Annotated in this window: 33 protein-coding genes; 13 read left to right on the forward strand and 20 right to left on the reverse strand. The window is 70.5% G+C overall.

The genetic code is table 11. The annotated features are described in order from the left end of the window. Positions 1-2 precede the first annotated feature (2 nt). The 3 genes from KTN05_RS02645 (at position 3) to KTN05_RS02655 (ending at position 2063) form a co-directional block, all read left to right on the forward strand. The gene (locus KTN05_RS02645) at positions 3-248 is read left to right on the forward strand and encodes a sulfurtransferase TusA family protein (protein ID WP_217327815.1); all 246 of its coding nucleotides are present in this window, start codon (positions 3-5) and stop codon (positions 246-248) included. Positions 249-326: 78 nt separating this feature from the next. After that, positions 327-1253 (forward strand): AEC family transporter, encoded by a 927-nt coding sequence (locus tag KTN05_RS02650; protein WP_217327816.1) that lies wholly within the window; start codon positions 327-329, stop codon positions 1251-1253. A 3-nt stretch (positions 1254-1256) separates the two neighbouring features. Next, on the forward strand, positions 1257-2063 hold the full coding sequence (locus KTN05_RS02655; RefSeq protein WP_217327817.1) for a crotonase/enoyl-CoA hydratase family protein: 807 nt from the start codon (positions 1257-1259) through the stop codon (positions 2061-2063). A gap of 88 nt (positions 2064-2151) precedes the next feature. Here the strand turns inward: KTN05_RS02655 and KTN05_RS02660 are convergent, their stop codons facing one another. The 3 genes from KTN05_RS02660 to KTN05_RS02670 form a co-directional block, all read right to left on the reverse strand. Beyond that, positions 2152-2493, reverse strand: a complete 342-nt coding sequence (locus KTN05_RS02660) for a DUF2794 domain-containing protein (protein WP_217327818.1) — start codon at positions 2491-2493, stop codon at positions 2152-2154. An 82-nt stretch (positions 2494-2575) separates the two neighbouring features. After that, a complete protein-coding gene (locus KTN05_RS02665) occupies positions 2576-2857 on the reverse strand; it encodes an I78 family peptidase inhibitor (RefSeq protein WP_217327819.1) in 282 nt (93 codons plus the stop codon). Between the two features lie 8 nt (positions 2858-2865). Continuing rightward, positions 2866-3195, reverse strand: coding sequence for a hypothetical protein (locus tag KTN05_RS02670; RefSeq protein WP_217327820.1), 330 nt, complete (start codon positions 3193-3195; stop codon positions 2866-2868). Positions 3196-3427: 232 nt separating this feature from the next. On the opposite strand from KTN05_RS02670, the gene KTN05_RS02675 reads away from it, so the two are divergent. Next, on the forward strand, positions 3428-4864 hold the full coding sequence (locus KTN05_RS02675) for a Glu/Leu/Phe/Val dehydrogenase (RefSeq protein WP_254367921.1): 1437 nt from the start codon (positions 3428-3430) through the stop codon (positions 4862-4864). A gap of 120 nt (positions 4865-4984) precedes the next feature. On the opposite strand, the gene KTN05_RS02680 is transcribed toward KTN05_RS02675, so the two are convergent. From KTN05_RS02680 to KTN05_RS02715, 8 genes are read right to left on the reverse strand one after another with little or no spacing between them, the layout of a single operon-like run. Next, entirely contained in the window at positions 4985-5350 is a 366-nt protein-coding gene (locus tag KTN05_RS02680; protein ID WP_217327821.1) for a hypothetical protein, read from the reverse strand. Beyond that, positions 5347-6444, reverse strand: a complete 1098-nt coding sequence (flhB, locus tag KTN05_RS02685; RefSeq protein ID WP_217327822.1) for a flagellar type III secretion system protein FlhB — start codon at positions 6442-6444, stop codon at positions 5347-5349. Before flhB ends, KTN05_RS02680 begins: the two co-directional genes overlap by 4 nt. Before the next feature lie 9 nt (positions 6445-6453). After that, positions 6454-7191: a flagellar biosynthetic protein FliR gene (locus tag KTN05_RS02690; RefSeq protein ID WP_217327823.1), complete on the reverse strand. Its 738-nt coding sequence runs from the start codon at positions 7189-7191 to the stop codon at positions 6454-6456. Beyond that, positions 7188-8201: an FHIPEP family type III secretion protein gene (locus tag KTN05_RS02695; RefSeq protein WP_371823260.1), complete on the reverse strand. Its 1014-nt coding sequence runs from the start codon at positions 8199-8201 to the stop codon at positions 7188-7190. The genes KTN05_RS02690 and KTN05_RS02695 overlap by 4 nt, the downstream gene beginning before the upstream one ends. Beyond that, complete coding sequence (gene motA, locus KTN05_RS02700) at positions 8090-8989, reverse strand: flagellar motor stator protein MotA (RefSeq protein ID WP_254367922.1); 900 nt, start codon at positions 8987-8989, stop codon at positions 8090-8092. The genes KTN05_RS02695 and motA overlap by 112 nt, the downstream gene beginning before the upstream one ends. 3 nt (positions 8990-8992) lie before the next feature. Continuing rightward, positions 8993-9517: a MotE family protein gene (locus KTN05_RS02705; protein WP_254367923.1), complete on the reverse strand. Its 525-nt coding sequence runs from the start codon at positions 9515-9517 to the stop codon at positions 8993-8995. A 10-nt stretch (positions 9518-9527) separates the two neighbouring features. Then, positions 9528-9860: a hypothetical protein gene (locus tag KTN05_RS02710; RefSeq protein WP_217327826.1), complete on the reverse strand. Its 333-nt coding sequence runs from the start codon at positions 9858-9860 to the stop codon at positions 9528-9530. After that, positions 9857-10333: a flagellar basal body-associated FliL family protein gene (locus tag KTN05_RS02715; protein ID WP_217327827.1), complete on the reverse strand. Its 477-nt coding sequence runs from the start codon at positions 10331-10333 to the stop codon at positions 9857-9859. Before KTN05_RS02715 ends, KTN05_RS02710 begins: the two co-directional genes overlap by 4 nt. Before the next feature lie 108 nt (positions 10334-10441). Here KTN05_RS02715 and fliF point away from each other — a divergent pair, with 108 nt between their 5' ends. The 4 genes from fliF to fliP are packed head-to-tail and all read left to right on the forward strand — an operon-like array spanning position 10442 to position 13537. Then, positions 10442-11995, forward strand: a complete 1554-nt coding sequence (fliF, locus tag KTN05_RS02720) for a flagellar basal-body MS-ring/collar protein FliF (protein WP_217327828.1) — start codon at positions 10442-10444, stop codon at positions 11993-11995. Further along, positions 11995-12558 (forward strand): hypothetical protein, encoded by a 564-nt coding sequence (locus tag KTN05_RS02725; protein WP_217327829.1) that lies wholly within the window; start codon positions 11995-11997, stop codon positions 12556-12558. The genes fliF and KTN05_RS02725 overlap by 1 nt, the downstream gene beginning before the upstream one ends. Then, positions 12555-12809, forward strand: a complete 255-nt coding sequence (locus KTN05_RS02730) for a FliM/FliN family flagellar motor C-terminal domain-containing protein (RefSeq protein WP_217327830.1) — start codon at positions 12555-12557, stop codon at positions 12807-12809. The genes KTN05_RS02725 and KTN05_RS02730 overlap by 4 nt, the downstream gene beginning before the upstream one ends. Next, positions 12806-13537 carry a flagellar type III secretion system pore protein FliP gene (fliP, locus tag KTN05_RS02735; RefSeq protein ID WP_217327831.1) on the forward strand — a complete coding sequence of 244 codons (732 nt, stop codon included), beginning with the start codon at positions 12806-12808 and terminating at the stop codon, positions 13535-13537. Before KTN05_RS02730 ends, fliP begins: the two co-directional genes overlap by 4 nt. 10 nt (positions 13538-13547) lie before the next feature. Here fliP and acpS read toward each other — a convergent pair whose 3' ends face one another. The 6 genes from acpS to KTN05_RS02765 form a co-directional block, all read right to left on the reverse strand. Beyond that, positions 13548-13958, reverse strand: a complete 411-nt coding sequence (gene acpS / locus KTN05_RS02740) for a holo-ACP synthase (protein ID WP_217327832.1) — start codon at positions 13956-13958, stop codon at positions 13548-13550. After that, on the reverse strand, positions 13955-14764 hold the full coding sequence (locus KTN05_RS02745) for a hypothetical protein (protein ID WP_217327833.1): 810 nt from the start codon (positions 14762-14764) through the stop codon (positions 13955-13957). Before KTN05_RS02745 ends, acpS begins: the two co-directional genes overlap by 4 nt. A gap of 19 nt (positions 14765-14783) precedes the next feature. After that, positions 14784-15530 (reverse strand): pyridoxine 5'-phosphate synthase, encoded by a 747-nt coding sequence (locus KTN05_RS02750; protein ID WP_217327834.1) that lies wholly within the window; start codon positions 15528-15530, stop codon positions 14784-14786. Between the two features lie 34 nt (positions 15531-15564). Then, entirely contained in the window at positions 15565-16407 is an 843-nt protein-coding gene (locus tag KTN05_RS02755) for a 4-(cytidine 5'-diphospho)-2-C-methyl-D-erythritol kinase (RefSeq protein ID WP_371823255.1), read from the reverse strand. A 94-nt stretch (positions 16408-16501) separates the two neighbouring features. Next, the gene (locus KTN05_RS02760) at positions 16502-18370 is read right to left on the reverse strand and encodes a tetratricopeptide repeat protein (RefSeq protein ID WP_217327836.1); all 1869 of its coding nucleotides are present in this window, start codon (positions 18368-18370) and stop codon (positions 16502-16504) included. A gap of 105 nt (positions 18371-18475) precedes the next feature. Next, the gene (locus KTN05_RS02765) at positions 18476-20131 is read right to left on the reverse strand and encodes an electron transfer flavoprotein-ubiquinone oxidoreductase (protein WP_217327837.1); all 1656 of its coding nucleotides are present in this window, start codon (positions 20129-20131) and stop codon (positions 18476-18478) included. Between the two features lie 235 nt (positions 20132-20366). Between KTN05_RS02765 and greA the strand changes: the two genes are divergently transcribed. The 3 genes from greA to KTN05_RS02780 are packed head-to-tail and all read left to right on the forward strand — an operon-like array spanning position 20367 to position 22617. Further along, entirely contained in the window at positions 20367-20837 is a 471-nt protein-coding gene (gene greA, locus KTN05_RS02770) for a transcription elongation factor GreA (RefSeq protein WP_217327838.1), read from the forward strand. Then, positions 20830-21759, forward strand: coding sequence for a hypothetical protein (locus tag KTN05_RS02775; RefSeq protein ID WP_217327839.1), 930 nt, complete (start codon positions 20830-20832; stop codon positions 21757-21759). Before greA ends, KTN05_RS02775 begins: the two co-directional genes overlap by 8 nt. A 27-nt stretch (positions 21760-21786) precedes the next feature. After that, positions 21787-22617, forward strand: coding sequence for a CoA transferase (locus tag KTN05_RS02780; protein WP_217327840.1), 831 nt, complete (start codon positions 21787-21789; stop codon positions 22615-22617). 52 nt (positions 22618-22669) lie between these two features. Here the strand turns inward: KTN05_RS02780 and KTN05_RS02785 are convergent, their stop codons facing one another. Beyond that, a complete protein-coding gene (locus KTN05_RS02785; RefSeq protein ID WP_217327841.1) occupies positions 22670-23224 on the reverse strand; it encodes a GNAT family N-acetyltransferase in 555 nt (184 codons plus the stop codon). A 339-nt stretch (positions 23225-23563) separates the two neighbouring features. Between KTN05_RS02785 and KTN05_RS02790 the strand changes: the two genes are divergently transcribed. Next, positions 23564-24268 (forward strand): AzlC family ABC transporter permease, encoded by a 705-nt coding sequence (locus KTN05_RS02790; RefSeq protein ID WP_254367924.1) that lies wholly within the window; start codon positions 23564-23566, stop codon positions 24266-24268. Further along, complete coding sequence (locus tag KTN05_RS02795) at positions 24265-24591, forward strand: AzlD domain-containing protein (RefSeq protein ID WP_217327843.1); 327 nt, start codon at positions 24265-24267, stop codon at positions 24589-24591. Before KTN05_RS02790 ends, KTN05_RS02795 begins: the two co-directional genes overlap by 4 nt. Here the strand turns inward: KTN05_RS02795 and KTN05_RS02800 are convergent. Together KTN05_RS02800 and KTN05_RS02805 are read right to left on the reverse strand one after the other, a co-directional pair. Next, a complete protein-coding gene (locus KTN05_RS02800; RefSeq protein WP_217327844.1) occupies positions 24579-25238 on the reverse strand; it encodes a hypothetical protein in 660 nt (219 codons plus the stop codon). The genes KTN05_RS02795 and KTN05_RS02800 overlap by 13 nt on opposite strands. Before the next feature lie 60 nt (positions 25239-25298). After that, positions 25299-25478: an aa3-type cytochrome c oxidase subunit IV gene (locus KTN05_RS02805; RefSeq protein ID WP_254367925.1), complete on the reverse strand. Its 180-nt coding sequence runs from the start codon at positions 25476-25478 to the stop codon at positions 25299-25301. Between the last annotated feature and the right edge of the window lie 61 nt (positions 25479-25539).

Below are 25539 nucleotides of genomic sequence, written 5' to 3' on the forward strand. Positions count from 1 at the left end.
GGATGCAGATCCCGTCTGCCGACGCCACGCTGCGGATCGACGCGCAGGGCCTGCTCTGCCCGCTGCCGGTGCTGAAGCTGCGCAAGGCGTTGCGGGACCTTGCGCCGGGCGCGCAGGTGCAGCTGCTCGCCACCGATCCCGCCGCCGTCATCGACGTGCCGCATTTCTGCCAGCAGGGCGGCCACGAACTGCTTTCGGTCGAGCCGTCCGAAAACGGCGCGCGGCTGTTCACCGTCCGCCGGGGCTGACGCCTTCCATCTGCTTGCACCCGCGCCCCACCGGTGGTTCTGTGCCGCCGGGCGTCGGAGACAGGAGGGGCAAGCGCCGTGCTGGCGATATTCCTGCAGACGCTGCCGTTCTTTGCGTTGATCGGACTGGGCTGGGTCGCCGGGCGCACCCGCTTCTTCCCGGCCGAGGCGACGGCCTGGCTGACCCGCTTCGTCTTCTATTTCGCATTGTCGGCGATGCTGTTCCGCTTTGCCGCGACGCTGGACCTTGCCGCGCTGTTCGACTGGCGCTTCGTTCTGGCCTATCTGGTCGGATCGGGCGCGGTCTGGGCGGCGGGCTTCGTGGTCGCCCGCCGCCGGGGCGCCTCGCCCGCCGAGGCGGCGATGGAGGCGCATACCGGCATGACGGGCAATACCGGCTTTCTCGGCGTGCCGATGCTGGTCGTCATGTTGGGCGAGCCGGCCATCGGGCCGGTGCTGATGGTGCTGACGCTGGACATGATCGTGTTCTCGACGGTCATCACGCTGATCATCGCGGCTTCGCGGCACCAGCGGGTGGGCCTTGCCACGTTGCTGGCGGCGCTGCGCGGGGTGATCGCCAACCCGATGATCGTGTCGATGGCCGCCGGGCTGGCCTGGGCGGCGCTGAGCCTGCCGCTGCCCGCGCCCGCCGCCGAGTTCCTGACGCTGCTCGGCAATGCCGCGACGCCCGGCGCGCTGTTCGCCATCGGCGCCTCGCTGGCCGCCCGCCCCGTGGGACGGATCGGCCCGGCCGCATGGCTCAGCTTCGCCAAGCTGGTGCTGCATCCCGCCGCCGTGGCGCTGGCGGCGCTGGCCTTCGGCGTCGCCTCGGGGCCTGCGGGCGTCATGGTGGCCGCCGCGGCGCTGCCGGTGGCGGGCAATGTCTACATGCTCGCCCATCATTTCCGGGTCGCCGAGCAGCGGGTCTCGGCCGCGATCCTCATCTCCACCGCGGTCAGCATCCTGACCATTCCCGCAGTGATCCATGCCATTTCGAAAGGGTGAACCATGCGCAAGATCTCGGAACTCCAGCTCACCAACCTGCTGTTCTCGATGGACGAGGACGGCATCGCGGTCGTCACGCTGAACCGCCCCGCCAAGCGCAACGCGCTGGATTCGACGACGGTGGAGGAGCTGGTCGAGCTGTTTTCCACCCTGCCCCGCGCCGGCGCCCGCGCCTGCGTGCTGCGGGCCGAAGGGCCCCATTTCTGCGCCGGGCTGGATCTGGTGGAGCATTGGCAGGCCGACCGCTCGGCCGCCGATTTCATGCATCTGTGCCTGCGCTGGCACGAGGCGTTCAACAAGATGGAATATGGCGGCGTGCCGATCATCGCCGCGCTGAAGGGCGCGGTCGTCGGCGGGGGGCTTGAACTCGCGTCGGCCGCCCATATCCGGGTGGCCGACCAGTCCACCTATTTCGGCCTCCCCGAGGGGCAACGCGGCCTTTTCACCGGCGGGGGGGCCACGATCCGGGTGGCCGACCTGATCGGCAAGGCGCGGATGATCGACATGATGCTGACCGGCCGGCTCTATCGCGGGCAGGAAGCGGTGGATGTCGGCCTTGCGCAGTATCTGGTGGAGGACAGCGAAGCCAAGGCGATGGAGCTTGCCCGCGCCGCCGCCCAGAACCCGCCGCTGTCGAACTTCGCCATCTGCTCGGCTATCTCGCACATGCAGAACATGTCCGCGCTGGACGCCGCCTATGCCGAGTCGGTCGTCGCCGGCGTCGTCAACACGCAGGAAGCGGCCAAGGCGCGGCTGGAAGCCTTCGCCATGGGCACGGCGGCCCGCATCAAGCCCGATCAGAACCAGTAGGATCGAAATAAGCGCCAGCACCTGTCCCCGCGATTCGCCTGCGCGGACAGACTGGCGCGGAAAGCTTTACGCCGGGTTTACGGGCGCTTCAGACCGCGCGGATCAACTTGGAATCGAACACCCGCAGCACGGCCTTGAGGTCGTGGCCGCGTTTCAGGACCCGGCCATCCATGCCGATCACCGCATATTGCCCCTGCGCGGCCCGCAGCTTCGGGCGCTTCTCGATCCGGTAGATGGGGGTTTCCGCCGCGCGGCGGAAGATGCTGAACACCGCCACCTCGCGCAGAAAGGACATGGCGTAGTCGCGCCATTCGCCCGCCGCGACCATGCGGCCATAGACCGAAAGGATCGCGGACAGCTCGGCCCGGTCGAAGGCGGTCTGCTCGGGGGCGGGCCGGTGGGGCGGCGCGGGGGGAAGCTGGCTCAGCATGACCCCAAGGTGACATCCCGCCCCCCGCCGTTCAATGGGCAAGGGGCCGCGGACCGGCCCCCCCCCCGTTTTCAGCCCCGCATCAGTAGCAGGCGACCTTCGCGATGCGGCTGTCGGTTCCGATCTCGACGTTCAGACGCTCGATGCGGTAATCCATCGTGACCGCGTCGCCCGGTCCGATGATGCGCGTGCCGGCCGGCAGCAGCATCGTGTCCAGCACGGTCCGGGGCTGGCCGACGAGGCCCTGATAGCTGGAGGCCTTGCAGGCGTCGGTGTCAGGTTCGTCCACAACGGGAACCGGCTCGACGCAGGCGGTCAGGGCCAGCAGCGGCAGTGCCAGGAAAAAGCGGGTCGTCATTGTCATGCGCCTCCTCAGCCGCAATCGATGTTCTGGATGTTGCCCATCTGGTCGAGGCGGAAGACGATCCGCAGCGGGTCGTATTCCTGGGGCTCGATCCCGCGATGCTCGACCACGCGATAGTCGCGGGTGATGCCGAGCGTGCGGATGACGCTGCCCGGCTGGCCCAAGGCCGAGACGTAGGTGCCCGCGTGGCAACCGTCAGGCTGGCGTTCCTGCAGGCCGGACACGCCGGTGACTGCCGGCACCTCCATCACGGGAAGCGGTTCGACCGCGGCGGGGGCGGGGGCGCAGGCGGCGAGGGGCGCGGCCACCAGGGCCAGGGCGAACATTTTGCGGATCATGTTGTCCATTCGTTTGTCGTTGGTCGTTGTCGCGGAAGATGCGTGTGGTTCCCGCAGCATAGCGCAATCCTGCATGGGTTGAGAACCCGGCACCCGACCGCGCCGTTCAAGTTTGCGCGCCATCCTCTTGAACATTCCCGATTCCGCCCAAAAGCGCCTCCCTGCGCGCTTTATCGGCAGGGGATTCCGTGTCAGCCTGCGCCCATCCGAAACCACCCTGCAAGGATCCGCCATGAACCGCCCGTTCCCGCACCAAGCCTCGTTCCGCGATTCCGTCGATGCCATGTTCGCCGAGGCGGTCGCCCTGATGGACCTGCCGCCGGGGCTGGCCGAGAAGATCCGGGTCTGCAACTCGACCTATACGGTGCGGTTCGGGGTGCGGCTGCGGGGGCAGATCCACACCTTCACCGGCTACCGCTCGGTCCATTCCGAGCATCACGAGCCGGTCAAGGGCGGCATCCGCTACGCCCCCAGCGTCAACCAGGACGAGGTCGAGGCGCTGGCGGCGCTGATGACCTACAAATGCGCGCTGGTCGAATTGCCCTTCGGCGGATCGAAAGGCGGGCTGCGGCTGGACCCGCGCGACTGGGATGCGGCCGAACTGGAGCAGATCACCCGCCGCTTCACCTATGAATTGTCCCGGCGGCGGCTGATCTCACCCAGCCAGAACGTCCCGGCGCCCGACATGGGCACAAGCGAGCGCGAGATGGCGTGGATGGCCGACGCCTACAAGCGGCTCCACCCCGAGGATATCGACGCCCGCGCCTGCGTGACCGGCAAGCCGATCGGCATGGGCGGGATCTCGGGCCGGGTCGAGGCCACGGGCCGCGGCGTGCAATACGCGCTGCGCGAGGTGTTCCGCACGCCCGAGCTGCTGGCGCGGGCCGGGCTGGAAGGCTCGCTCGAAGGACAGCGGATCGTCGTTCAGGGCCTTGGCAACGTGGGCTACCATGCCGCGTCCTTCCTGTCCTCCGAGGACGGGGCGCGGATCATCGCGGTGGCCGAACGCGACGGCGCGGTGATGAACCCGGACGGGCTGAACATCGACGACCTGCGCGAGTATCTGCGCAAGAACGGCGGCGTGAAGGGCTTCCCCGGCGGCACGTTCGAGCCGGATTCGGCCCAGGCGCTGGAACTCGATTGCGACGTCCTGATCCCAGCGGCGATGGAGGCCGTCATCAACGAGGAGAACGCCGGCCGCATCAAGGCGCGGCTGATACTGGAGGCGGCGAACGGCCCCACCACCGCCGGCGCCGACGCGATCCTGCGCAAGCGGGGCGTGGTGATCGTGCCCGACATGTATGCCAACGCGGGCGGGGTGACGGTCAGCTATTTCGAATGGGTCAAGAACCTCGGCCATATCACCTTCGGGCGGCTGGAACGGCGGCAGGAGGAAGACCGCCACCGCCTGCTGGTCGAGGAGCTGCAGCGGCTGTCGGCCGACACCGGCCTCGGCTGGACGCTGTCGGAGGGGTTCAAGCAGCGTTACCTGACGGGCGCGAGCGAGCTGGAGCTGGTCCGCTCGGGCCTCGACGACACGATGCGGGGGGCGTTCCAGCAGATGTTCGCGCAACTGCACAACGACAGCCGGGTGCCGGACCTGCGGACGGCGGCGTTCATGGTATCGATCCGGCGGATCGCGGAAAGCTATCATTCGCTCGGGCTTTGAGGACGGCGGCTTCCGCCGCAGCCGCCTGACCGCCGATACCGCGACCTCTCTTGACGGGCGCCGTGCGGCCTGCGCCGGGTTGACAGGCCAGCGGCGCCGGCCGGCGTAACGCGCAGGCGCTCACGACTTGCGCTCACGGCGTTCGGCCGCGGCCTCGTCGGTCAATTGCGCCAGCACCCGCGCACGGCCGAATTCCCGCGCGGCCTTCGCGCGGGCAGCCGCGAAACCGGGGGCGAGGCGCGACAGCTCCGCCTCGGCCCGCAGCAGGGAGTCGGCATTGCGGCCGGCGATCGCCGCCATCGCCCGCAAGTCCGGCAGCGAGTCCGGCGCGGCGGCGGCGCAAAGCTCCCCCAGCTCGCCGCGGATCGCGCCGACACGGGATTCGACGGCGACGACATGGGCGCGGAAGGCCGCGAACCGGCGCAGCTCCAGGTCGGATTTCAACTGCGCCACATGCGCGAGGGCGCGGAGCTTCGCTTCGGTCATGCCGCTCCTCCGCCCTGCCCGGCCCCCCAGCCCTGCCGCGCGCGCACCCGCATGGCCTCGGCAAAGCGGATCGCGGCGGCGACGGGGCCGAACTGGGCATGGGGGATTTCCTCGCCCAGCTTGACCGTCGCGTGCAGGGCGCGGGCGCAGGGCGGGTCGGACCAGATCGGCACGTCATGGGCGCGGGCGCGTTCGCAGATGCGGGCCGCGACCTCGTCCACGCCCTTGGCCAGGCAGACCGGCGCCCGCCCGCTGCCCCGCTTCCATTCCAGCGCCACGGCGTAATGGGTGGGGTTCACGATCACCACGTCGGCCTTTTCGACATCCGCCAGCATTGTTCCCAGTGCGATATCCACCGCCCGTTGCCTGCGGGCCTGCTTCAGATGCGGGTCGCCCTCGCTTTCCTTGTGCTCGTCCTGCACCTCCTTGCGGGTCATGCGGTTGCGGCGCAGGAACTCCAGCCGTTTCCAGAACAGGTCGATCCCGGCGAAGACGACCGCGATGGCCAGCGCCAGCAACAGCACTTGCCGCATCAGCAGCGCAAGCGCGGCGGTCCACTGATCCTCCGCCAGAAAGGCCGCGCTGCCGAGCCGGCCCATGAGGCTGCGGAACAGCAGCCAGCCCCCCGCCGCGACAAGCGCGGCTTTCGCGAGCGACAGGGCGAAGGTCATCAGCCCCTGCCGGCCGAACTTCTGGCCCGCGTTCTTCAGCGGGTTGATACGGTTCAGGTCGGGCGACAGCTTCGAGGGCGTGAAGACGAAGCCGCGCTGCACCACCAGCCCCAGCAGCACCAGCGCAGCGGGCGCAGTCAGCAGCGCCAGCACGATGACGCCGCTGCGCCGCCCCAGCGCGGTGGCGATGTCGAAGGCCGAGGCGGGCGCCACGGGCCATGCCTCCGCCCCCAGCAACCGCGCGGCCATCGCCGACCAGCCGCCGAGCGCGGCCGCCGCGACCATCGTCAGGGCAAGCACGCTGCCCAGCCAGGACAGCGCGGTCGATGTCTCCGGCGAGCGGGGGATGTCGCCCTTTTCGCGCGCCCGGCGCAGCTTCTGCTCGGACGGGTCGTGCTGGCGGTCCTCCTTGTCCTCGCTCATCCGGCGCCCCTACGGCAGCACGGGAAGCGGCACCGACAGCACCGCGTCGGCCCAGATCCGCAGGATCGCGGGCGACATGACGGTCAGCGCGACCAGCGCCAGCAGGATCGCCGCCGGCGCGGCGATGAAGACCACCGGCAGCGCCGGCATCACCCGCGCGATCACCCCCGACAGCGCCTGGAACAGGAAGCCGCCCAGCACGAAGGGCGCGGCGATCACCAGCGCGAGGCTGAAGCTGCTGCGGACCAGCTCCACGATGGCGGGAAGCAGCCCCTGAATGTCGGGCCAGCCGCCCGCCGGGCGCAGCCGCAGGCTGTCCGACAGAAGGTCGCAGACCATGATCGGCAGCCCCAGCGCCATCAGCACGGCAAGCCCGGCGAGATGCAGCAGGTTGCCGATCGGATGCGGCGCCATCTCGTTCGAGACGCCGAGTATCTGCGACAGCGAGGCGGTCTGCGCGATCGCCGTCGCCCCGATGTCGAGCGCCATCGCGATCAGCCGCACCATCAGCCCCAGCGCGGCGCCCGTCACGATCTCGGCCGCGACCAGCAGACCAAGCGCGCCCGGCGTCGCGGCATCCGGCGCGGCGGTGGTTCCGGCCAGCAGCGGCGTCAGCGCGAATGCCAGCGCCACCCGCACCCGGACCGGCAGCGGCTGTTCCCCGAAGCCCGGCAGCGCCAGCAGGCAGGCCTGCACCCGCGCATAGACGAGGATCAGCGGCAGCAGCGCCGACGCGGTGAAGGTCATGTCTCGACCGTGCCCAGCAGCCGCATCCGGGCGGCGGGGTCCACCTCGTCGATGCCGAGGACCGGCCAGCCGATCCCCGCCGCCGCCGCCATGGCCCGGACGGCGCGGCGGCGGTGGTCGGGAACGATCAGCGCCGGCTGCGCCCCCGCCGCAAGCGTCGCGGCGGTGCGTTTCAGCTGCGCCGTCATCGACTGGATCAGCGGCTGGCTGAGCGCGCCCGGTTGGCGTCCCGCCTCGGCCTCGGCGCGGACGAACTCGGCCTCCCACCCCGGATGCAGCTGGATCACGTCCAGCCGGCCTTCGGCGTCTGCCAGCTGTTCGGTGATCTGGCCGCGCAGGCGGCGGCGGACCACGTCGCAGGCAAGCTCGGGTTCGGCGCTGCGGGATTCATAGACCGCCTCGACGATCAGCGGCAGGTTGCGGATCGACACCCGCTCGGCCAGCAGCAGCCGCAGCACCGCCAGCAGCAGGTCGGGCGCCACCTTGTCGGGGATCATGCTGTCGAAGAGCCGCTGATAGGTCTGGGCCCGTCCCTCGTCGCTGAGCCCGCGCAGCTCCTGGATCAGCCGCTGCATGGCGGACAGGGTGAACAGCGCCGGCAGGTTGGCCTTGACGGTTTCCATCAGGTGGGTGGACAGCACCTCCATCGGGGTGACGACCGTCGCCCCTGCGATGGCGGCGCCGTCCTGATCGGCGGGCGGGATCCAGCAGGCGGGGCTGTCATAGACCGGCTCGCGCGTCGGATCGCCGGTCAACGCGGCCAGCGTCTCGGCGTCCCCCAGCGCGAGGATCTGGCCGGGGCGGAGGTTGCCGCGCGCGCGGACGACGCCGTGGATGCGGATGACGTAATCGCCGCCATCCAGCGACAGCGCATCGGTGATCCGCACCTCCGGCAGGATCACGCCGAGGCTGCGGGCGATGTGCAGGCGCAGGTTGTTGATGCGGGGGCCAAGGCCCCGCGCGCCGTCCAGCGCGCTGGCGATGAGGTCGGGGCCGATCTCGACGCTGATCTCGTCGGTGTCGAGGATGTCGCCCATGCGCGGGCGGGTGTCGATGCCACGAGGACGGACTTGATGACCTCGTAGAACGCCAGATCCTGCTTGGTCACCTCGCCCAGCCGCTGCGCCAGCGGCGCCACGAACCCATAGGCGAGGAACACGCCCAGGAACGTGCCGACCAGCGCCCCGCCGATCATCCCGCCCAGCACCTCGGGCGGCTGGTCGATCGAGCCCATCGTCTTGATGATCCCCAGCACCGCCGCCACGATCCCCAGCGCCGGCAGCGCGTCGGCCATGTTCTGCAGCGCGTGCGGGACATGCATCGCTTCGTCCTTCATCAGCGAGATGCGGCGGGCCAGCATGTCCTCGACCTGATAGGGGTCGTCATAGTTGAGGCTGGCCGAGCGCATGGTGTCGGTGATCAGCCTGACCGCCTGCTCGTCGGCGAGGATCTGCGGATAGGCCTGGAAGATGGCCGAGGTTTCCGGCGTCTCGATATGCTCCTCCAGCTCGACCGGGTTCGAGCGGGCCAGCCGCAGCAGCTGGAACAGCAGGCACAGCACCTGCTGGTGATCGGCATCGTGCCATTTCGGCCCCTTGAAGGCGCGAATCAGCCCGCCGAGCGTGTGCCGCAGCACCGCCGAACTGTTCGACAGCAGATAGGCGCCGACCGCCGCGCCGCCGATCATCATCAGCTCGAACGGCAGCGAGTGCATGATGACGCTCATCTTGCCGCCGGCGAGGATGTAGCCGCCGAAGACCATCGCGACGGTCAGGACGATGCCGATGATGCCGAACATGGGTCAGTCCTTCATGCTGCGGGGGGCGCCCATGCGGGCGGTCAGGATCGCCGCCTGCGAGGGCTCCAGCGCGGCGATGATGCGTGCGCCGACCTCGGGCTGGACGCGGGCGAGGATCTCGGCCCCGAAATCGGGGGGCAGCGCCCCTAGCACCTCGGCCGCCTCGGCCGGCTTCATCACGTCATAGACGGCGATCAGCCGGGCGATCCCCTCATCCGCGCCCGTGGCGCGGGCGGTGCGCGTGTCGTCCAGCGCCTGTTTCGCGGCGCGAAGTTCGGTCAGGCGGGCCGTCAGCCGCTCCTCGGCGGCGGCGATCTCTGCCTCGCGCTGGTCCAGCGCCTCGATCCCGCGATCCACCGCGATGCCGCGCAGGCGCAGCGTCTCGGCCAGCGCCACCGCTTCGGGCACGTCGCCGCAGCCTTCCATGAGCGCCGGCGTCGCGGCGAAGGCGAGCATCCGGCTGCCGGGGTCCGCAAGCTGCGCGGCCTGCAGCGCCGCGACGGTGCCGAGCGCCAGTGCGGCGGTCATCAGAAGGCCCCTACGCATCGGCCGCTTCCCGGCGGCGCAGGCGCGGGCGGCGCGGGGCGGTGTCCGCGACCATGCTGCGCTGAAGCGCCCAATAGGCGCGCTCGGCCTTGGCCCGCTCGATCTCGGCCGCAAGCTCGCGCGTGGCGGCGGTCGCCTCGGCTCTGGCGGCCGCCATCCCGGCTTCCAGCCGGCCGATCTCGGCGGTCATCACGGCGATCGCGCCGCCGAGCCCGGTTTCCAGATCATTGAGCCGACGCAGCCGGCGCGAGAGCAGCAGGCAGAACGCCGCCAGCCCCCCCGCCGACACGCACAGCGCAAGTTGCAGCATCAGGGGCAGCGTCATTGGATTCGGAACTCCGTGATGAGCAGGTCGCGCACCGCATCCTCGCCCAGCACGAAGCGGGCGCGTGTGGCGAGTTCGGCGCGGATGATTTCAAGGATGCCGCGGCGGTCAAAAGCGGCGGGATCGATTTCCGACAGGAAGCCGGTGAAGGCGTCGGTCACGCGCGGCACCAGCAGCTTCGCGTTGCCCAGATGCGCCGGATCGACATCGAGCAGCGCGGTCAGCACCAAGCTGCGCCCGCCGGCCCCCGGCAGGGTCAGGACGATCCGCGGCACGTCGAGGAAGGCGACCTCGGGCGCGGCAACCGCCGGCGGCTCGGGCGCGCCGTGAAGCAGCGACGCGGGTGACCACAGCCCCGTCCATGTGGTGCCGAAGCCCGCCGCCAGCGCGATGACCGGCAGCAGCACCGGGATCAGCCGCTTCAGCAGCGGCCTGCGCGGCGCGGCGAGAGTGTCTGCGGTGATGTCGGCCATCGTGATTCTCCGTCCTGCAGGGGGATCATTAGCAGGGCGGGGCTAACGCATTCTTAATCGCCGCCGTGCCATGACGCTTTCACGGGAATCGGATTCGGGAGCGGTTGCATGCAGAAGCTGCAGGACTACTGGAACGCGCGCAGCGGGCAGCAGCGGATGACGCTGATTGCCGCCTTCGCGCTGACCTTCCTCGCCGTGGCCGCCTTCGCCTTCGCCTCGAACAGGACCGAGATGGCGCTGCTTTACGGCGGGCTGGACGGGGCGCAGTCGGGCTCGATCATGGCCGAGGTGGAAAAATCCGGCGTCGCCTATCAGGTGCGGGGCGATTCGATCTGGGTGGATGCCGGCCAACGGGACCAGCTGCGGATGACGCTGGCGGGGCTGGGCCTGCCGAGCGCGGGCGGCGCGGGATACGAGATCCTCGACGGCATGTCCGGCTTCGGCACCACCTCGCAGATGTTCGACGCCGCCTACTGGCGCGCGAAGGAGGGCGAGCTGGCACGCACGATCCTCGCGCTGCCGAATGTCAAGGCGGCGCGGGTCCATCTCGCCGTTCCGACCGGGCGCGGCTACCGGCGCGAGGCGGCGGGCACCGCATCGGTCACGCTCACGACCAGCGGCGCGGCGGTGGACCGCACGCAGGCGCAGGCGCTGCGATTCCTGATCGCCTCGGGCGTGCCGGGCATGACGCCGGAGCGTGTCACCGTGATCGACAGCGCGCGGGGCGTGGTTTCCAGCGGCGACGAGATGGCTGGTGCCGACCGCGAGGCCGAACTCAAGCGCAACGTCGAGCGGTTGCTCGAATCCCATGTCGGCCCCGGCAACGCCATCGTGGAGCTGAACATCGCGCTGCAGACCGAAGCCGAGCAGCTCACCGAGCAGCGATTTGACCCGACCCAGCGGGCGCTGATCTCGCAGGAAAGCGAGGAGACGACGGACCAGTCCACGAACCAGTCAGGCGGCCCTGTGACGGCTTCGTCGAACCTGCCGGAAGGAACCGGCGATCAGGACGACCAGAGCCGCGCCAACAGCTCGGAAACCCGGCAGCGCTCGAACTACGAAGTCAGCCGGATCACCCGCGAGGTCGTCAGCCAGCCCGGCGCGACCCGCCGCCTGACCGTCGCCGTTCTGGTCAACGGCGTGCCCCAGACCGTCGCCGGGGGCGAGGTGACGCTGGTCCCGCGCCCGGAGGCCGAGATCGAGACGCTGCGGGAACTCGTCGCCTCGGCGGTCGGCTTCGACGAGGGCCGGGGCGACGTGGTCACGGTCAAGTCGCTGCCTTTTGCGGCGTTGGGGGAGGATGGAACGCTGGCCCGGCGCGGCGGGCTGGTGGACCGGCTGGAGCCGAACGGGCTGATCCGGCTCGCGCTGATCGGGCTGTTCGCGCTGCTCATCGCCGCCCTTGTCCTGCGCCCCGTGCTGCGCGCCCGCGCCCAGGGCGCGGCGGCCCCGCTGCTGGACGGCTCGGGCCCGGCCCTGCCCGCACCCGATCTGCCCGAGATCCCCGCGCTCGCGGCGCTGTCGATGGCCGAACCTGAATACGAGTTCCCGTCCTTGCCCGCCGCCGATCCGGTTGCCCGTCTGCGCGAGCTGATGCGCGAGCGCCAGCAGGACAGCCTGCGGATCCTCTCGGGCTGGATCGACGAGAAGGAGAAGGCGTGATGGCCGCCGCGATTCTCAGGCTGCAATCCTTCGACCAGCCGCTGCCGCTGCCCGAAGCCATGTTCACCCAGGCCGACCTCGACGCCGCGCACGAGCGGGGCGCATCGGCCGGGGCGGCGCAGGCCCATGATGCGCAGTTGGCGGAGATCATCAGCCGGCTTTCTGCATTGGCGGCGACCATCCGCGAGGCCGCGGACCGGCGCGCGGCCGTTCAGGCCGAGGTCATCGCCGCGCTCGCGCCGATGCTGCTGGCCTTCGCCGACGGGGCGCTGCCGATCCTTGCCCAGTGCCGGCTGGAAGCCGCGTTGCGCCAGGAACTGCAGCGGCTCGCGGACACCGCGACGCCGCTCGCTGCCCGGCTGTGCTGCGGGCCTGACCAGAGCGCCACGCTGCAGCAATGCCTGAGCGATCTGCCGGACGCCACGTTTGAGCTCGACCCCACCGGGCCGGAGGGGACGGTCGAACTGGCCGTCGCGGGCGGGCGCATCACCTTCGACCGGGCGGCGCTGGCGGAATCGTTCCGCGCGCTGCTGATGGAAATCCTTGACGGAGCACCGCAATGACCGACATCGCCTCGCTGATCGCCACCGACCATATCCAGGTCGAGATCGAAATCCGGTTGGGCCGCACGCGGCTGACGGTCGCCGAACTGTCGCGCCTGCGCCCCGGCGACGTGCTGGCGCTGGATCAGGACATCTCGGACGGGGTGGAGATCTGCATCGGCGACAAGGTCATCGCCCGCGGCGAGCTGGTGGACGACGCCGGCAGCGAGGGGCGGCTTTCCGTCCGCATCCTGTCCGCGGGCGAGGCATGATACGCCCGCCGGTCGCCGCCGCCCTCGCCGTCGCCCTGCTGCTGCCGCAGGCGGCGGGGGCGCAGGGGCTGGACCAGATCGCCCAGTCGGCCGCTGGCGGGCTTGGCGACAATGCGGTCCTGATCTTCCTCGGATTGACGATCCTGGCGCTGGCGCCCGGCTTCGCCATCATGATCACCTGCTTTCCCTTCGTGGTCACGGTGCTGTCGATCCTGCGCCAGTCGATCGGGCTTCAGCAGTCGCCGCCCAACATGCTGATCGTCAGCCTCGCGCTGTTTCTGACCTGGTTCGTCATGGACCCGGTGCTGCGCGAGGCGTGGACCGTTGCCGGCGCGCCGTTGCAGCAGGGCGTGATCTCGCTCCCCGAGGCGTTCGAGCGCGGGATCGAGCCGTTCCGCGCCTTCATGTCCGCCCGCACGAATCCCGACACCCTCGCCGCGCTGGTCGAGGTCGCACCCGCGCCGCCAGAGCCTGCGGCCGAACCGGCGCTGTCCGTGCTGGTGCCGTCCTTCATGCTGTCGGAGATCCAGCGCGCGTTCGAGATCGGCTTCCTCGTCGCGCTGCCATTCCTGATCATCGACCTGGTGGTCTCGGCGGTGCTGATGTCGATGGGGATGATGATGGTGCCGCCGGCGATTGTGGCGCTGCCGTTCAAGCTGGCGTTCTTTGTCGTCGTGGACGGCTGGGGCCTGATCGCCGCCGCGCTGGTGCGCGGCTATCAGGTCTGAGCGGCCGGGCTCAGCTGGCGGCCGCCAGTGGCACCGCCGCGATCACGACGAAGGCCTGCGCCCAGGGGTGGTCGTCGGTCAGCGTCACATGCACGACCGCGCTGTGCCCCGGCGGGGTCATCGCCGCCATCCGCTCGGCCGCCCAGCCGGACAGGTGCATCTGCGGCTGCCCGCTGCCCAGATTGCTGACCGCCATGTCGCGCCACGCGATTCCCATGGCGAGGCCCGTTCCCAGCGCCTTGCTGCACGCCTCCTTCGCCGCCCATCGCTTGGCGAGCGTCGCCGCCTCGTTGGCGCGGCGGGCGGCGCGGGCAAGCTCGTCCTCGGTGAAGACCCGGTTGCGGAAACGGTCGCCGAACCGCTCCAGCACGCCGGCGATGCGGTCGATGTTGCAGAGGTCTGTGCCGATGCCGAGGATCATGGGGCGGCCGCTGCTTCGGGATCAACACCGAAAACCCAATCCACCAGACCGGCCAGGTAGCCGATGGTAGCGGTATAGGTCGCCGACATAGAGACGTTGGGCAGTCCGCCATAAAGCTCGCGTGCGCCGTCCCATGCCGCACCAGGGCTGGACCTGATGCTAGCCCACAACTCGGCCCGGGTCGGCACCTTCAACCCGCAGATATCGTCGTCGGTCATCGGGTTCTCCGGGTTGAAGGCTGCGTCAAGCTCGCGCATTTCTCCCATCAACGTGCAGGCGTCGGACAGTTCCCATGCGGTTGCCGCGACGATGACGCCCACGCCGATGACGGGCAATGCCTCGCCGGCCATGCTGGCAAGGTTCCGTGAGGTCGCAATCGTCGTGCGGCGCGAGACGCGGGCCGCGGTGTCCTTGACTGCATCCCGCCCCGCCATGCGGGTGCCCCGATAGGTGACCTGACTTTCCGCCATCTCACGCGCCAGCTTAAACTGTGCGGCGCGGCTGTCGGCAAGTTCCCGGGCCAGATTGTCGGGGCGACTTGTGGCGGCGCGACGCTGGGCCGCCTCGGCCGCTGCGCGTCTTTCGATCCGGGCGAGTTCATCCGCCTGCCGCGTATGCAGCGAGCGGAGCCCTGTCGCCGACTCGACCACGCCCGACACAGCGGCGAAGATTGCCGGAACCATCGTCATGGCAATGCTAAGCGCCAGCGAACTGGCCATCAGTAGCAGCATCAGGACGGACCAGAGGCCCCCGAGCGTCCGCAGCACCAGCCTGATCGTGCGCCGGGCCCCGCGCAGGCCTACCACCGCCGGCCTTCCTGCGGGATCAACTGCCAGTCCCCCGCCGCGCCAGTTCCATGCAGCGCCGCATCTCGCGGATCGCGGGGCCGAGGCCGGTGAAGATCGATTCCGAGATCAGGAAATGGCCGATGTTCAGTTCGGCCAGTTCGGGGATCGCGGCGATGGGGCCGACCGTGTCGAAGGTCAGGCCGTGGCCGGCGTGAACCTCTAGCCCCAGCGAGGCGGCGAGCCGGGCGCCGTCCGCAAGCCCGGCGAGTTCGGCGTCGCGCGCGGCGTGGCGGCCTTCGGTGTCGAGGTCGCAATAGCTGCCGGTGTGCAGCTCGACCACGGCGGCGCCGATCCGGGCGGCGGCGTCGATCTGGCGCGGGTCGTGGCCGATGAACAGCGACACCCGGCTGCCCGCCTCGCGCAGGGGCGCGATGAAGTCGGCGAGCCGCGATTCGTCCGCCACGATGTCGAGCCCGCCCTCGGTCGTCCGCTCCTCGCGCTTTTCGGGGACGATGCAGACGGCGTGCGGGCGGTGGCGCAGGGCGATCGCCTGCATCTCGGCGGTGGCCGCCATTTCAAAGTTCAGCGGCACGCGCAGCGCCTCGGCCAGCCGGGCGATGTCGTCATCGGAAATATGGCGGCGATCCTCGCGCAGATGGGCGGTGATGCCGTCGGCGCCCGCCTCTTCGGCCAGCAGGGCGGCGCGCAGCGGGTCGGGCCAAGGCGAGCCGCGGGCATTCCGCACCGTCGCCACATGATCGATGTTCACGCCCAGCCGCAGCATTGCACCCTCGTCCTTCTGCCTCTCGCGCGACAGGTTAGCGCGGCGCGGCGGGGGAAGGTAGGGTCCGCGTGGCCACCACCCACCAGCCCGGATGCGCGGCGGCGATCGCGGCGGCCGCCGCCTGCGCCGCCGTCTCACCTTCGAAAATACCGAAGCAGGTCGCCCCCGAGCCAGACATTCGGACAAGCCGCGCGCCCGCCGCCTCAAGCGCCGACAGCGCCTCGGCCACCGCAGGGGCAAGCCGGATCGCGGCGGGCTGGAGATCGTTGCGGGTGCCGGCCAGCCATTCGGTCAGCCCGGCGGCATCCGCGACATGCGGCGGCTCGGGCATGGGCGGGTTGTCGCGGCGATCCAGCGCGTTGAACACGGCGGGCGTGGACAGGGCGACGCGCGGGTTGACCAGCACGAGATCCAGCGCAGGCAGGCCGGGCAGCGGGTCGATCACCTCGCCCACGCCGCGCATCCGCGCGGGAATCCCGGCAAGGCAGACGGGCACGTCCGCGCCCAGCGCCTCGGGGCGCGTCGGGCGGCGTCCCAAAGCGCGCAGGACCGCCGCGGCGTCCGCCGAGCCGCCGCCGATCCCCGAGGCCACAGGCAGCGCCTTGTGCAGCGTGATCGCACACTCCGCACCGACGCTGCGGGCGGCCCGCAGGCAGAGGTTGTCGCCATCCACCGGCAGATCAGCGGCGAACGGGCCCGTGACCGTCAGCGACTGCGGACCGGGCGCGACCGTCACCCGGTCGCCGAGTTCGGTGAAGACGACCAGCGAATCGAGCAGGTGATACCCGTCTGCCCGTTGGCCTGTGACATGCAGGGCGAGGTTGATCTTGGCAGGGGCGGGTTCGCTGCGGGCAGCGTCGTGGGACGCGGCGGTCACAGGGCGGCTCGCCCCGGTCGGGGGCGGCCGGGCCGGAAACCCGTGCCCCGCCCCGGCAGCAAACCCGATCCGGGCCCCGTTGGAGCTTCGGCGATCACGGCCGTGGGGCGGGTTGATCGCCGTCGTCCGGCGCGGCGGCATCGTCTTCGGGTTCGGCCGCTGCGTCGTCGGACTCCGCCGGCTCCTCGGGCAGCCCGAACCCGTCGGGCAGTTGGCCGCCGTTCGCCTCCTCGGCGGCCAGAACATCGTCAAGCCCGACATTCAGCTTGGCGCGGATGCGGTCCGGGTCGGTGTCGGTGTCTTCCTCGGTCCAGAGGCTCAGGGCCCGCCGCCACTGGACGTCGGCCTCGCGCTCGCGGCCGGCCATCCAGTAGACGTCGCCCAGATGGTCGTTGACCAGGCTGTCGTCGGACATCACGGCGACGGCCCGCTCCATCGGCGCGACCGCATCGTCGTAGCGGCCCAGCCGGTAATAGGCCCAGCCGAGCGAATCGAGGATGTAGCCGTCATCCGGGCGAAGTTCGACCGCGCGCTCGATCAGCTCCAGCGCCTCGTCGAGGTTGACGTTCCGGTCCACCCAGGAATAGCCGAGATAGTTCAGGATCGCGGCATGGTCGGGCTGCATTTCCAGCGCCGCCCTCATGTCGGCGTCCGAGCGCTCATACTGGCGCGAGCGTTCCAGCGCGATCCCGCGGGCGTAGAGCGCGAACCACGGCGCTTGCGAATCGGGCTCCTGCGACAGCAGCTCGACGGCGCGGTCATAGGCGACCACTGCCTCTGCCCATTTGTCCTGCGCCCGCAGCAGATCGCCCAGCGCGGTCCAGGCCGGGGCGAGGTCGGGGCGGGCGTCGGTCAGCGCACGGGCGGCGGCTTCGGCGTCGGTCATCCGCTCGGCCCCGACGAGGGCGTCGATGCGGGCAAGCTCGGCCACCGGGCGCACCTCGCCGGACTCGCGCAGGGCGTCGAACTCCTGCCCCGCCAGGTCGAACTGGCCCACCGATTGCAGAAGCTGGGCCGAGATCAGCCGCGCCTCGCCCAGATCGGGGGCGATGTGGCTGGCCAGCCGCGCGTGGATCAGGGCCAGCGGGTCCGGCTCCTCACCCGTCGAAAGGGCGCCGGCGAAGGTCAGGAACACCTGCGCGATCCCGTCGGCGGGCGAGCGGATGGCGGTGAAGGGCAGCGTCTCGCCCGCCTCCAGACGGGCGCGCTGATCCTGCAGCAGCGGTTCGGCTTCGACGAAGCCGAGCCCGTCGATCAGTTCGATCGCCTCGCCGTTCCGGTCGAGTTGCGAGAGCACCTGCACCCGCGCCATGATTCCCAGCAGATGCGCGCTGGCGCCGGGCTTCGCCATGGCGGCGTCCGCGCCCTCGAAGTCGCCCACGCTCGCCAGCGCCAAGCCGAGATGATACTGCGCCATCGCCGCCGCGCCGGGGCTGGTTTCAAGTTGCCCGAAGGCCGCGATGGCATCGCCCGCCCGGCCCGCGCCCAGAAGCGCCCATGCGCGGATCATGTCGTCGAGCAATGCGCCGCCGGGGCCGTTCGCGTCCGGCTGCGGCTCGCCCAGCATTTCCAGCAGGTCATCCCAGCGCTGCTGCCGGGCAAGGTCGGCGCGCAGCACGACCCCGGCGAGCGGGGTCGGGTTTCCCTGCTCGGTCAGATCCTGCGACACCTCGACCGCGCGGGGCACCTGCCCCGCCGAGACGAGCGCGATCAGCAGGCTGTCCTGCAGCACGGGATCGGTGGGATCGTGCGCCAGCGTCTCCGCATACCAGCGGGCGGCCTCGACGAAGTCGTTCTCCATCGCGGCGGCGCGGGCGGCGAGATAGGGACCAGCCGAGCCGCGCAGCATCGGCGCGGGCGGGGCCTCCGCCCCCATCGCGGCCGGCGAGGCGTCAGTCTGCGCGGCAAGCGGCAGCGGCGCGAGGAGCAGTGCCGCCAGCACCAGTGAGTGCAAGGATGTCATGTCGCGCGTCCGGCCGGTTTCGGGGCTATCGATCTGTCGGCGGACCCTAGCGGGCCCGCGGGGGCGGGGCAACGTCCCGCGCCGTGCCCGGCCTTCCGCCGCCGATCACATGTTCGGATAGTTCGGCCCGTCGCCACCCTGGGGGGTGGTCCAGACGATGTTCTGGCTGGGGTCCTTGATGTCGCAGGTCTTGCAGTGGACACAGTTCTGGAAGTTGATGACGAAGCGCGCGCCCTCGGGAACGCTGGCGTCCTCGACCACCTCATAGACCGCCGCCGGGCAGTAGCGCTGCGCGGGTTCGGCATATTCGGACAGGTTGACCCGGATCGGGATCGTCGGGTCCTTCAGCTTCAGATGCGAAGGCTGGCTTTCCTCGTGGTTGGTGAAGGAAAACGCCACGTTCGTCAGCCGGTCGAAGCTCAGCCTGCCGTCGGGCTTGGGATAGTCGATCGGCTTGAAGTTCTTCGCCTTGCCGGTCGCGGCGGCGTCGGTCTTGCCGTGTTTCCAGGTGCCCAGGATGCTGCCCCTGAAAAGCTGTCCGAACCACATGTCCGCCCCGCCCAGCATCAGCGAGCCGATCATGCCGGTGCGCGACCATGCGGGCTTGACGTTGCGCACCCGCTTGAGGTCGGCCGCGATGGGACCCGAGCGCAGCGCGGCCTCGTATTCCACCAGCTCGTCGCCCTCGCGGCCCGCGGCGATCGCCTCGGCGGCGGCCTCGGCGGCGTGCATCCCGGACTGGATCGCGTTGTGGCTGCCCTTGATCCGCGGCACGTTCACCAGCCCGGCCGAGCAGCCCAGCAGGACCGCGCCGGGAACCGTCAGTTTTGGGATCGACTGCCAGCCGCCTTCCGAGATCGCGCGGGCGCCGTAGGCCACGCGCTTGCCGCCCTCCAGCAGCTCGGCGACCATGGGGTGATGCTTGAAGCGCTGAAACTCCATGTAGGGGTTCAGATACGGGTTCTCGTAATTCAGGTGGACGACGAAGCCGATGTAGAGCTGGTTGTTTTCCGCGTGATAGATGAACGACCCGCCGCCCGCGTTCTTGCCCAGCGGCCAGCCCATCGTGTGGACGACCGCACCTTCGTTGTGCTTGGCGGGATCAATGTCCCAGATTTCCTTCAGGCCGATGCCGAACTTCTGCGGCTCGTGCCCGGCCGACAGGTCGTGGCTCTGGATCAGCTGCTTGGCAAGGCTGCCGCGCACCCCTTCGGCGATGAAGACATACTTGCCGCGCAGCTCCATCCCTGGCTCGTAGGAGGGGCCGGGGGTGCCGTCGTGGTTCAGCCCCATCTCGCCGGCGACGACGCCCGCGACGCGGTTCCCGTCCATCACCAGAGCGCTGGCCGCCATGCCGGGGAAGACTTCCACGCCCATCGCCTCGGCCTGCTCGGCCAGCCAGCGGCAGACATTGCCAAGGCTGACGATGTAGTTGCCGTGGTTCGACATCAGCCGGGGCATCGGCCAGTTGGGGATGCGGGCCGAGCCGCCCTCGCCCAGCATCACGAAGCTGTCCTTCGTGACCTGGGTGCGGATCGGGGCGCCCTTTTCCTTCCAGTCGGGGATCAGTCCGGTCAGCGCGCCGGGGTCCAGCACCGCGCCCGACAGGATATGGGCGCCGACCTCCGATCCCTTTTCCAGCACCACCACGTTCAGCTCGGGGTCGATCTGTTTCAGCCGAATCGCCGCCGACAGGCCGGCCGGCCCCGCGCCCACGATCACAACGTCAAAATCCATCGCCTCGCGTTCGACTTGATCCACGGCTGGCTCCTCCATCGGCGTGCTGACGCAATCTTCCTAGCCGCTCACCCCCCGGTCCACAATCATTCCGCGGCGTTTTGCCCCCTGCCGCCGGGCGGCGGTGCGCCGCATAATGCCACCGGCCAGCTTGCAAGCCCGCCGGGTTCGCGCCACGATGCTTTCAGGATGATACGCCCCCCGCCCCAATGGCCGGGGGCGTTCGATTTGCTGCTTTGGGGCACCGCCCGGAGGACCGATGGAAAAGATACCGATGACCCGCGCCGGCTTCGACCTGCTGGACAAGGAATTGCGCGACCTCAAGGGTGTCGAGCGTCCGGCCGTGATCCGCGCCATCGCGGAAGCGCGCGAGCATGGCGATCTGTCGGAAAACGCAGAATATCATTCCGCGCGCGAAAAGCAGAGCTTCATCGAGGGCCGCATCAAGGAGCTGGAGATGGTCATCTCGCGCGCCGAGGTGATCGACGTGTCCAAGCTGTCGGGCAGCGTCAAGTTCGGCGCCAAGGTGACGGTGGTGGACGAGGACACCGAGGAGGAAAAGACCTTCCAGCTGGTCGGCGAGCAGGAGGCGGATCTGGAACGCGGCCTGCTCAACGTCCGCTCGCCGCTGGCCCGCGCCCTGATCGGCAAGGACGAGGGCGACAGCGTCGAGGTGGTCACGCCCGGCGGCGACAAGGCCTACGAGATCCTGTCGATCCGGTATGAGTGAGCTTCGCGGCAGCCTGCGCGGTCTGCTGGAGGGCGGCGGCTCGGGCGAGCGCCCGGTGATGATCGGGCTGGCCGCCGCGGCCCTGTGGATCGCGGCCGTGCTGCTGTTCTGGCTGCTCGGCCCCGAGGGCTCCGGCCGGACCAGCGGCGCGGGCTGGCTGCTGCGCGCGGCGGGGCTTATCTCGCCGCTGGCCCTGATCTGGATGGCCGTGAGCCTTGCCCGCACCATCGCGGCTCTGCGGGCCGAGGCGGACGATCTGCGCGCCGAACTGGCGCGGGTGCAGGATGCCGCCGCCAGCCCCGTGGGACGGCCGCGCGAGGTGCCGCCCGCCGCCCGGCCCGTCCAGACCTCTCGCGCCCCGGCCCGCCCCGGTGCTGCCGCCCGCCCGCAGGCCGATGCCCGCCAGAGCGCACTGCCGCTGGAGGATGACGAGCCGCCCGCCGCCATCTCGCCCATCGACCTGCTGCGGGCGCTGAACTTTCCCGACGGCCCCGACGATGTCGAGGCGATCCGCGCCCTGCGCGCGGCGCTGGCCGATCACGACACGATGCGGCTGATCCGCGCCGCGCAGGATGTCGTCACGCTGCTGGCGCAGGCCGGCGTCTATATGGACGACCTCGCCCCCCGCCCCGCCCCCGCGCCGCTGTGGCGCGGCTTTGCCGAAGGCGCGCGCGGGCCGCAGATGGCGGCGCTGGCCGGCGTCGATGACGAGGCGGCGCTGGACCGGGCCACGAACCTCCTGCGGGGGGACGAGATCTTCCGCGACGCCGCCCATCACTTCATGCGCCAGTTCGACCGGATGCTGACCCGCATGGCGCCTGAGCTCGAGGACGAGTTCCTCGGCGCGATGACCGAAACCCGCTCGGGCCGGGCCTTCGTGCTGCTGGGGCAAAGCTCGGGCATCTTCAGCAGCGGCACCTGACAGGCGCCGGAAAACAGCGAGGGAACAATGACGACCGAGGCACCCCAGGACGGCCCGCTTTCCGGCATGCTGGCCGTGTCCATCGCCGCGAACGCGCCGGGGCCCGAGGCGGCGGCGCTGCTGCGGGCCGAAGGGATGCGCATCGTCAAGATCGAAGGCCCGGCGGGCGATCTGCTGATCGAGGCCGCGCCGGGCTGGTATGCCGAGCTGACCGAAGACGTCGAGGTCCGCAAGCTGGACCTGCGCTCGGAGTCCGGCTTCGCCGAGTTCCGGGGGCTGCTGGCCGAGGCCGACCTGCTCATCACCAGCCACCGCCGCGCGGGGCTGACCCGGCTCGGGATAACCGTCCCGGCGCTGGCGGCGATCAACGCCGATCTCTGCTGGATCGAGATCGTGGGCGACAATGAGGCGCCGGATGTCCCCGGCCATAACCTCACCTACCAGTTCAGGGCCGGGCTGCTGGCCCCGCCCGCGATGCCGCGCACGGCGTTGGCCGATCTGGCGGGCGCGCGCGATGCCGCCCGCGCCGCGCTGGCGCTGCTGCTGGGGCGGGCCCGCGGCCGGGCCGAACGGCACCGCACCATCGGCCTGCGCCAGTCCGCCGAGGCCCTCGACGCCCCGGTGCGCCACGGGCTGTCGGTCGATGGGGGCTTCCTGTCGGGCGCGCTGCCGAACTATCGCATCTACGCGTTGAGCGACGGCTGGGCCGCCGTCGCCGCGCTCGAGCCGCATTTCGCCGCCCGCTTCGACGCGGCGGTGGGGGCCGATCCCGCCGCCTTCTTCGCAGCCGCCACAGTGGCCGAGATCGAGACGCTGGCCGAGGCGCAGGATCTGCCGATCGAGGCAGTGGCGGGCTGACGCGGATCGGCGGCCGCCGCAGGCGACGCGCTCGGCGCATCAGGGCGCTCCGCTATCGATAGACGGTGAGGCGCAGCACCCGCGCTCCGCCCGGCCATCCCCGCTGCGGCGCGAACCCGGCGCGGCGGAAGGCGGCCAACGCCGGGGCGTTGCGGCGCGCGACCTCGGCCCGCAGGCCCGGATGGCCGCGCCGTTCCGCCTCGGTCAAGGCGGCGGCGATCAGAAGGGCGGCGACGCCGCGCCCGCGCCAGCCGGGCGACACGACGAGGCAGTCCAGCACCAGATCCGCCGTCCGCGGCGCGGCAAGGCCCAGGACCCGGTCGAGTGCCGCCGCGGCCCTGCCGCGCGGCAGCGCGAGCGCCCCGCCCCTCGGGCCGCGCAGTCCGGTCAGGCCGACCAGCCGCCCCTGCCCGTCCAGCGCGGCGATGATCCGCTCGCGCCGCAGTCCGCGCCGGATCAGGACAAGCGCCGTGCGCCGGTCCGACCAAGGTGCGATCTCCCGCCCGAACTCCTCCGCGATCAGCCGCGCGGCGTCTGCCCGCACCGCCAGCGGCAGCGGCCGCACGAGGCGCAGTTGCAGGGGCGTGTGGCGGGACTGGCGGTTCATGGCTGCACAGCTTGCCCGCAGGGACGAGGCGCCGCAACGGCAGCGGCCCCGGCGCCACCGGATCAGACCTCGCGGAACCGCTGCCGCAGCGCGGAAAGCCGCCCTCGGCCAGTTTCTCCGGGCATGATCCGAGCGCACGAAGCAGCATCGCAGACACGCCGAATCCACCCTAGGCACCCCCGCTTGTGCCTGCGAGACAACGCCCTATGGTGGCCGCCGGATTTTCCTTTCAGGCCGCCCCTTTCCATGTCCGCTTCTCCTTCCCCCGCGCGCCGTTCCTCTCGCGGCGGCCCCGATCCGGCGCTTTCCGAAACTCCCCCGCAGGCGTTCCGCCGGGGCATGGTCCAGGCCCTGCCGTTCCTGCTCGTGCTGATTCCGTTCGGGATGCTGTTCGGGGTCGTCGCGCAGGCGGCGGGGATGCGGGTGGTCGAGACGATGGGCTTTTCCATCGTCGTGCTGGCGGGTGCCTCGCAATTCGCCGCGATGGAGCTGATGGCGCAGAACGCGCCGGTGCTGCTGATCCTCGCCTCGGCCTTGGCGGTGAACCTTCGGATGGCGATGTATTCCGCCTCGCTGGTCCCGCATTTCGGGGACGCGAAGCCGTGGGAGCGGGCGCTGATCGCCTATTGCCTCGTCGATCAGGGCTACGCGATGGCGATCCAGAACGCCGAGGCGCATCCGGGGCTTTCCACCCGGCAGAAGGTCGCGCATTTCTTCGGCGCCTCGCTGGTGCTCTGCCCGCCGTGGTTCCTGTTCACCTATCTCGGCGCGACGGCGGGGAACTTCATTCCCGCCGCATGGCCGCTGGATTTCGCGGTGCCGATCACCTTTCTGTCGATGGTCGCGCCGATGCTGCGGACGCTGGCCCATCTGGCGGCGGCGGCGGCGTCGATCCTGCTGGCGCTGGCGCTGGCCGGGCTGCCGAGCGGCAGCGGCCTGCTGATCGCCGCGCCGCTCGGCATGGCCGTGGGCGCGTGGGTGGAGACGCTGACCGCCCGTCGGGCCAACCGCCTGAACTATCCGGTGAAAAGGGCAGGACGATGAGCTACTCGATCCCGACCATCTGGTTCATCATCGTCGTGCTGGGGATCGGCACGTTCCTGCTGCGCTGGTCGTTCCTCGGCGCGATGGGCAACCGTCCTTTCCCGCTCTGGGCGCAGCGGCTGCTGCGCTATACCGCCGTGTCGGTGCTGCCCGCGCTGATCGCGCCGATGGTGATGTGGCCCGCGGCGACGGGCGGGCGGCCCGATCCGGCGCGGCTGGGCGCCGCCGCCGCGACGATCGTCGTGGGGCTGCTGACCCGCAACACGCTGGCCGCCATCCTTGCCGGAGGGGTCGTGCTGGGGCTGGGAACCTATCTCGCCTGAGCGATCCGTTCGGACCTGAGCTGGCCGTTCACATACCCTTCGATCGTGCCGTTCTTCTGGCGCAGCAGCACGTCGTGGTTGTTGGCCGGATCTCCGTCCATCCAGCGATGCGAGACGACGCCCGGCAGCGTCAGGAACCAGTCCCGCAGCTTGAGCGGGCTGAACCCGCCCGGCGCGCCCTGAAAGCCCGGCACCTGCCGCAGCACCGACGAGGTCGCCACGGCGCAGAAGGACTTGTTGGCGGCCCCGTTCGCCTCGGCCGCGCGGATCGCCATGTCGGCCACCTCGCGCGTGACCATCACGCGGTCCTCGGCGACCCAGTAGGTCTGCCGCGCGTGGTAGTCGATATAGAAGCGTTTGAAGTTGTCGGTGATCCCGTAAAGCACGTCGCCGCGTTCGGGGATATGGGGATGCTGCCAGCTTCCCGCGGGATCGAAGATCACCCGCTGGCTGCCGTTGATCATCAGCGCGGAATGGGCCCCCTCACCACGCTGGATGCCGATGACGGTGTAAAGCGTGATCGACGGCGGCTCGTCCGACACGAACCGGGCGGCGCGCACGGCCTCGTCGCCGGCCCATCGGTTGTCAGCGCCGCAGGCGGCAAGCACGGCCGGCAGCGCGAGCGCGATGAAGGAACGCCGGTGCATGATGGTTCAGCCCCTCGATTCCGACGCCGGGCTGTGGCCGCCCGGTCGCCGCGGTCCCTCTCAGGAGTTGGCCAGCGCCAGGAAGATCAGCACGACCGCAATGGCGGCGACGTTCCACGCCAGGAATTTCACGAACCCGTCGAAGGTGCGCTTGTGGTTGGTGGCGTCCACCGTGCCGGCGGCATCGTTGCGCATGTCCTGCGCGTGGGCGTTGCGGGCGGTATCGTGGGTCGTGGCCATCGGCGTCCTCCTCCGGTCGTGTCCTTGGTGCGTTGCGGATGTGCTAACCCGAATGAACCGG

The organism is Paracoccus sp. Z118, from assembly GCF_019061185.1.
Taxonomy (GTDB): domain Bacteria; phylum Pseudomonadota; class Alphaproteobacteria; order Rhodobacterales; family Rhodobacteraceae; genus Paracoccus.

Excerpts from the sequence above, each read along its gene's own strand:
- fliF (WP_217327828.1), top strand. The coding sequence starts at position 10,442 with ATGCAGAAGCTGCAGGACTACTGGAACGCGCGCAGCGGGCAGCAGCGG.
- KTN05_RS02730 (WP_217327830.1), top strand. The coding sequence starts at position 12,555 with ATGACCGACATCGCCTCGCTGATCGCCACCGACCATATCCAGGTCGAG.
- KTN05_RS02705 (WP_254367923.1), bottom strand. The coding sequence starts at position 9,517 with ATGACCGCCGCACTGGCGCTCGGCACCGTCGCGGCGCTGCAGGCCGCG.
- KTN05_RS02750 (WP_217327834.1), bottom strand. The coding sequence starts at position 15,530 with ATGCTGCGGCTGGGCGTGAACATCGATCATGTGGCGACGGTGCGGAAT.
- KTN05_RS02715 (WP_217327827.1), bottom strand. The coding sequence starts at position 10,333 with ATGGCCGACATCACCGCAGACACTCTCGCCGCGCCGCGCAGGCCGCTG.
- KTN05_RS02670 (WP_217327820.1), bottom strand. The coding sequence starts at position 3,195 with ATGATCCGCAAAATGTTCGCCCTGGCCCTGGTGGCCGCGCCCCTCGCC.
- KTN05_RS02665 (WP_217327819.1), bottom strand. The coding sequence starts at position 2,857 with ATGACAATGACGACCCGCTTTTTCCTGGCACTGCCGCTGCTGGCCCTG.
- KTN05_RS02680 (WP_217327821.1), bottom strand. The coding sequence starts at position 5,350 with ATGACCGAAGCGAAGCTCCGCGCCCTCGCGCATGTGGCGCAGTTGAAA.
- KTN05_RS02785 (WP_217327841.1), bottom strand. The coding sequence starts at position 23,224 with ATGAACCGCCAGTCCCGCCACACGCCCCTGCAACTGCGCCTCGTGCGG.
- KTN05_RS02780 (WP_217327840.1), top strand. The coding sequence starts at position 21,787 with ATGACGACCGAGGCACCCCAGGACGGCCCGCTTTCCGGCATGCTGGCC.
- greA (WP_217327838.1), top strand. The coding sequence starts at position 20,367 with ATGGAAAAGATACCGATGACCCGCGCCGGCTTCGACCTGCTGGACAAG.
- motA (WP_254367922.1), bottom strand. The coding sequence starts at position 8,989 with ATGTTCGGCATCATCGGCATCGTCCTGACCGTCGCGATGGTCTTCGGC.
- KTN05_RS02800 (WP_217327844.1), bottom strand. The coding sequence starts at position 25,238 with ATGCACCGGCGTTCCTTCATCGCGCTCGCGCTGCCGGCCGTGCTTGCC.
- acpS (WP_217327832.1), bottom strand. The coding sequence starts at position 13,958 with ATGATCCTCGGCATCGGCACAGACCTCTGCAACATCGACCGCATCGCC.
- KTN05_RS02805 (WP_254367925.1), bottom strand. The coding sequence starts at position 25,478 with ATGGCCACGACCCACGATACCGCCCGCAACGCCCACGCGCAGGACATG.
- KTN05_RS02690 (WP_217327823.1), bottom strand. The coding sequence starts at position 7,191 with ATGACCTTCACCGCGTCGGCGCTGCTGCCGCTGATCCTCGTCTATGCG.
- flhB (WP_217327822.1), bottom strand. The coding sequence starts at position 6,444 with ATGAGCGAGGACAAGGAGGACCGCCAGCACGACCCGTCCGAGCAGAAG.
- KTN05_RS02760 (WP_217327836.1), bottom strand. The coding sequence starts at position 18,370 with ATGACATCCTTGCACTCACTGGTGCTGGCGGCACTGCTCCTCGCGCCG.
- KTN05_RS02660 (WP_217327818.1), bottom strand. The coding sequence starts at position 2,493 with ATGCTGAGCCAGCTTCCCCCCGCGCCGCCCCACCGGCCCGCCCCCGAG.
- fliP (WP_217327831.1), top strand. The coding sequence starts at position 12,806 with ATGATACGCCCGCCGGTCGCCGCCGCCCTCGCCGTCGCCCTGCTGCTG.
- KTN05_RS02710 (WP_217327826.1), bottom strand. The coding sequence starts at position 9,860 with ATGACGCTGCCCCTGATGCTGCAACTTGCGCTGTGCGTGTCGGCGGGG.
- KTN05_RS02675 (WP_254367921.1), top strand. The coding sequence starts at position 3,428 with ATGAACCGCCCGTTCCCGCACCAAGCCTCGTTCCGCGATTCCGTCGAT.
- KTN05_RS02795 (WP_217327843.1), top strand. The coding sequence starts at position 24,265 with ATGAGCTACTCGATCCCGACCATCTGGTTCATCATCGTCGTGCTGGGG.
- KTN05_RS02655 (WP_217327817.1), top strand. The coding sequence starts at position 1,257 with ATGCGCAAGATCTCGGAACTCCAGCTCACCAACCTGCTGTTCTCGATG.
- KTN05_RS02790 (WP_254367924.1), top strand. The coding sequence starts at position 23,564 with ATGGTCCAGGCCCTGCCGTTCCTGCTCGTGCTGATTCCGTTCGGGATG.
- KTN05_RS02775 (WP_217327839.1), top strand. The coding sequence starts at position 20,830 with ATGAGTGAGCTTCGCGGCAGCCTGCGCGGTCTGCTGGAGGGCGGCGGC.
- KTN05_RS02725 (WP_217327829.1), top strand. The coding sequence starts at position 11,995 with ATGGCCGCCGCGATTCTCAGGCTGCAATCCTTCGACCAGCCGCTGCCG.
- KTN05_RS02645 (WP_217327815.1), top strand. The coding sequence starts at position 3 with ATGCAGATCCCGTCTGCCGACGCCACGCTGCGGATCGACGCGCAGGGC.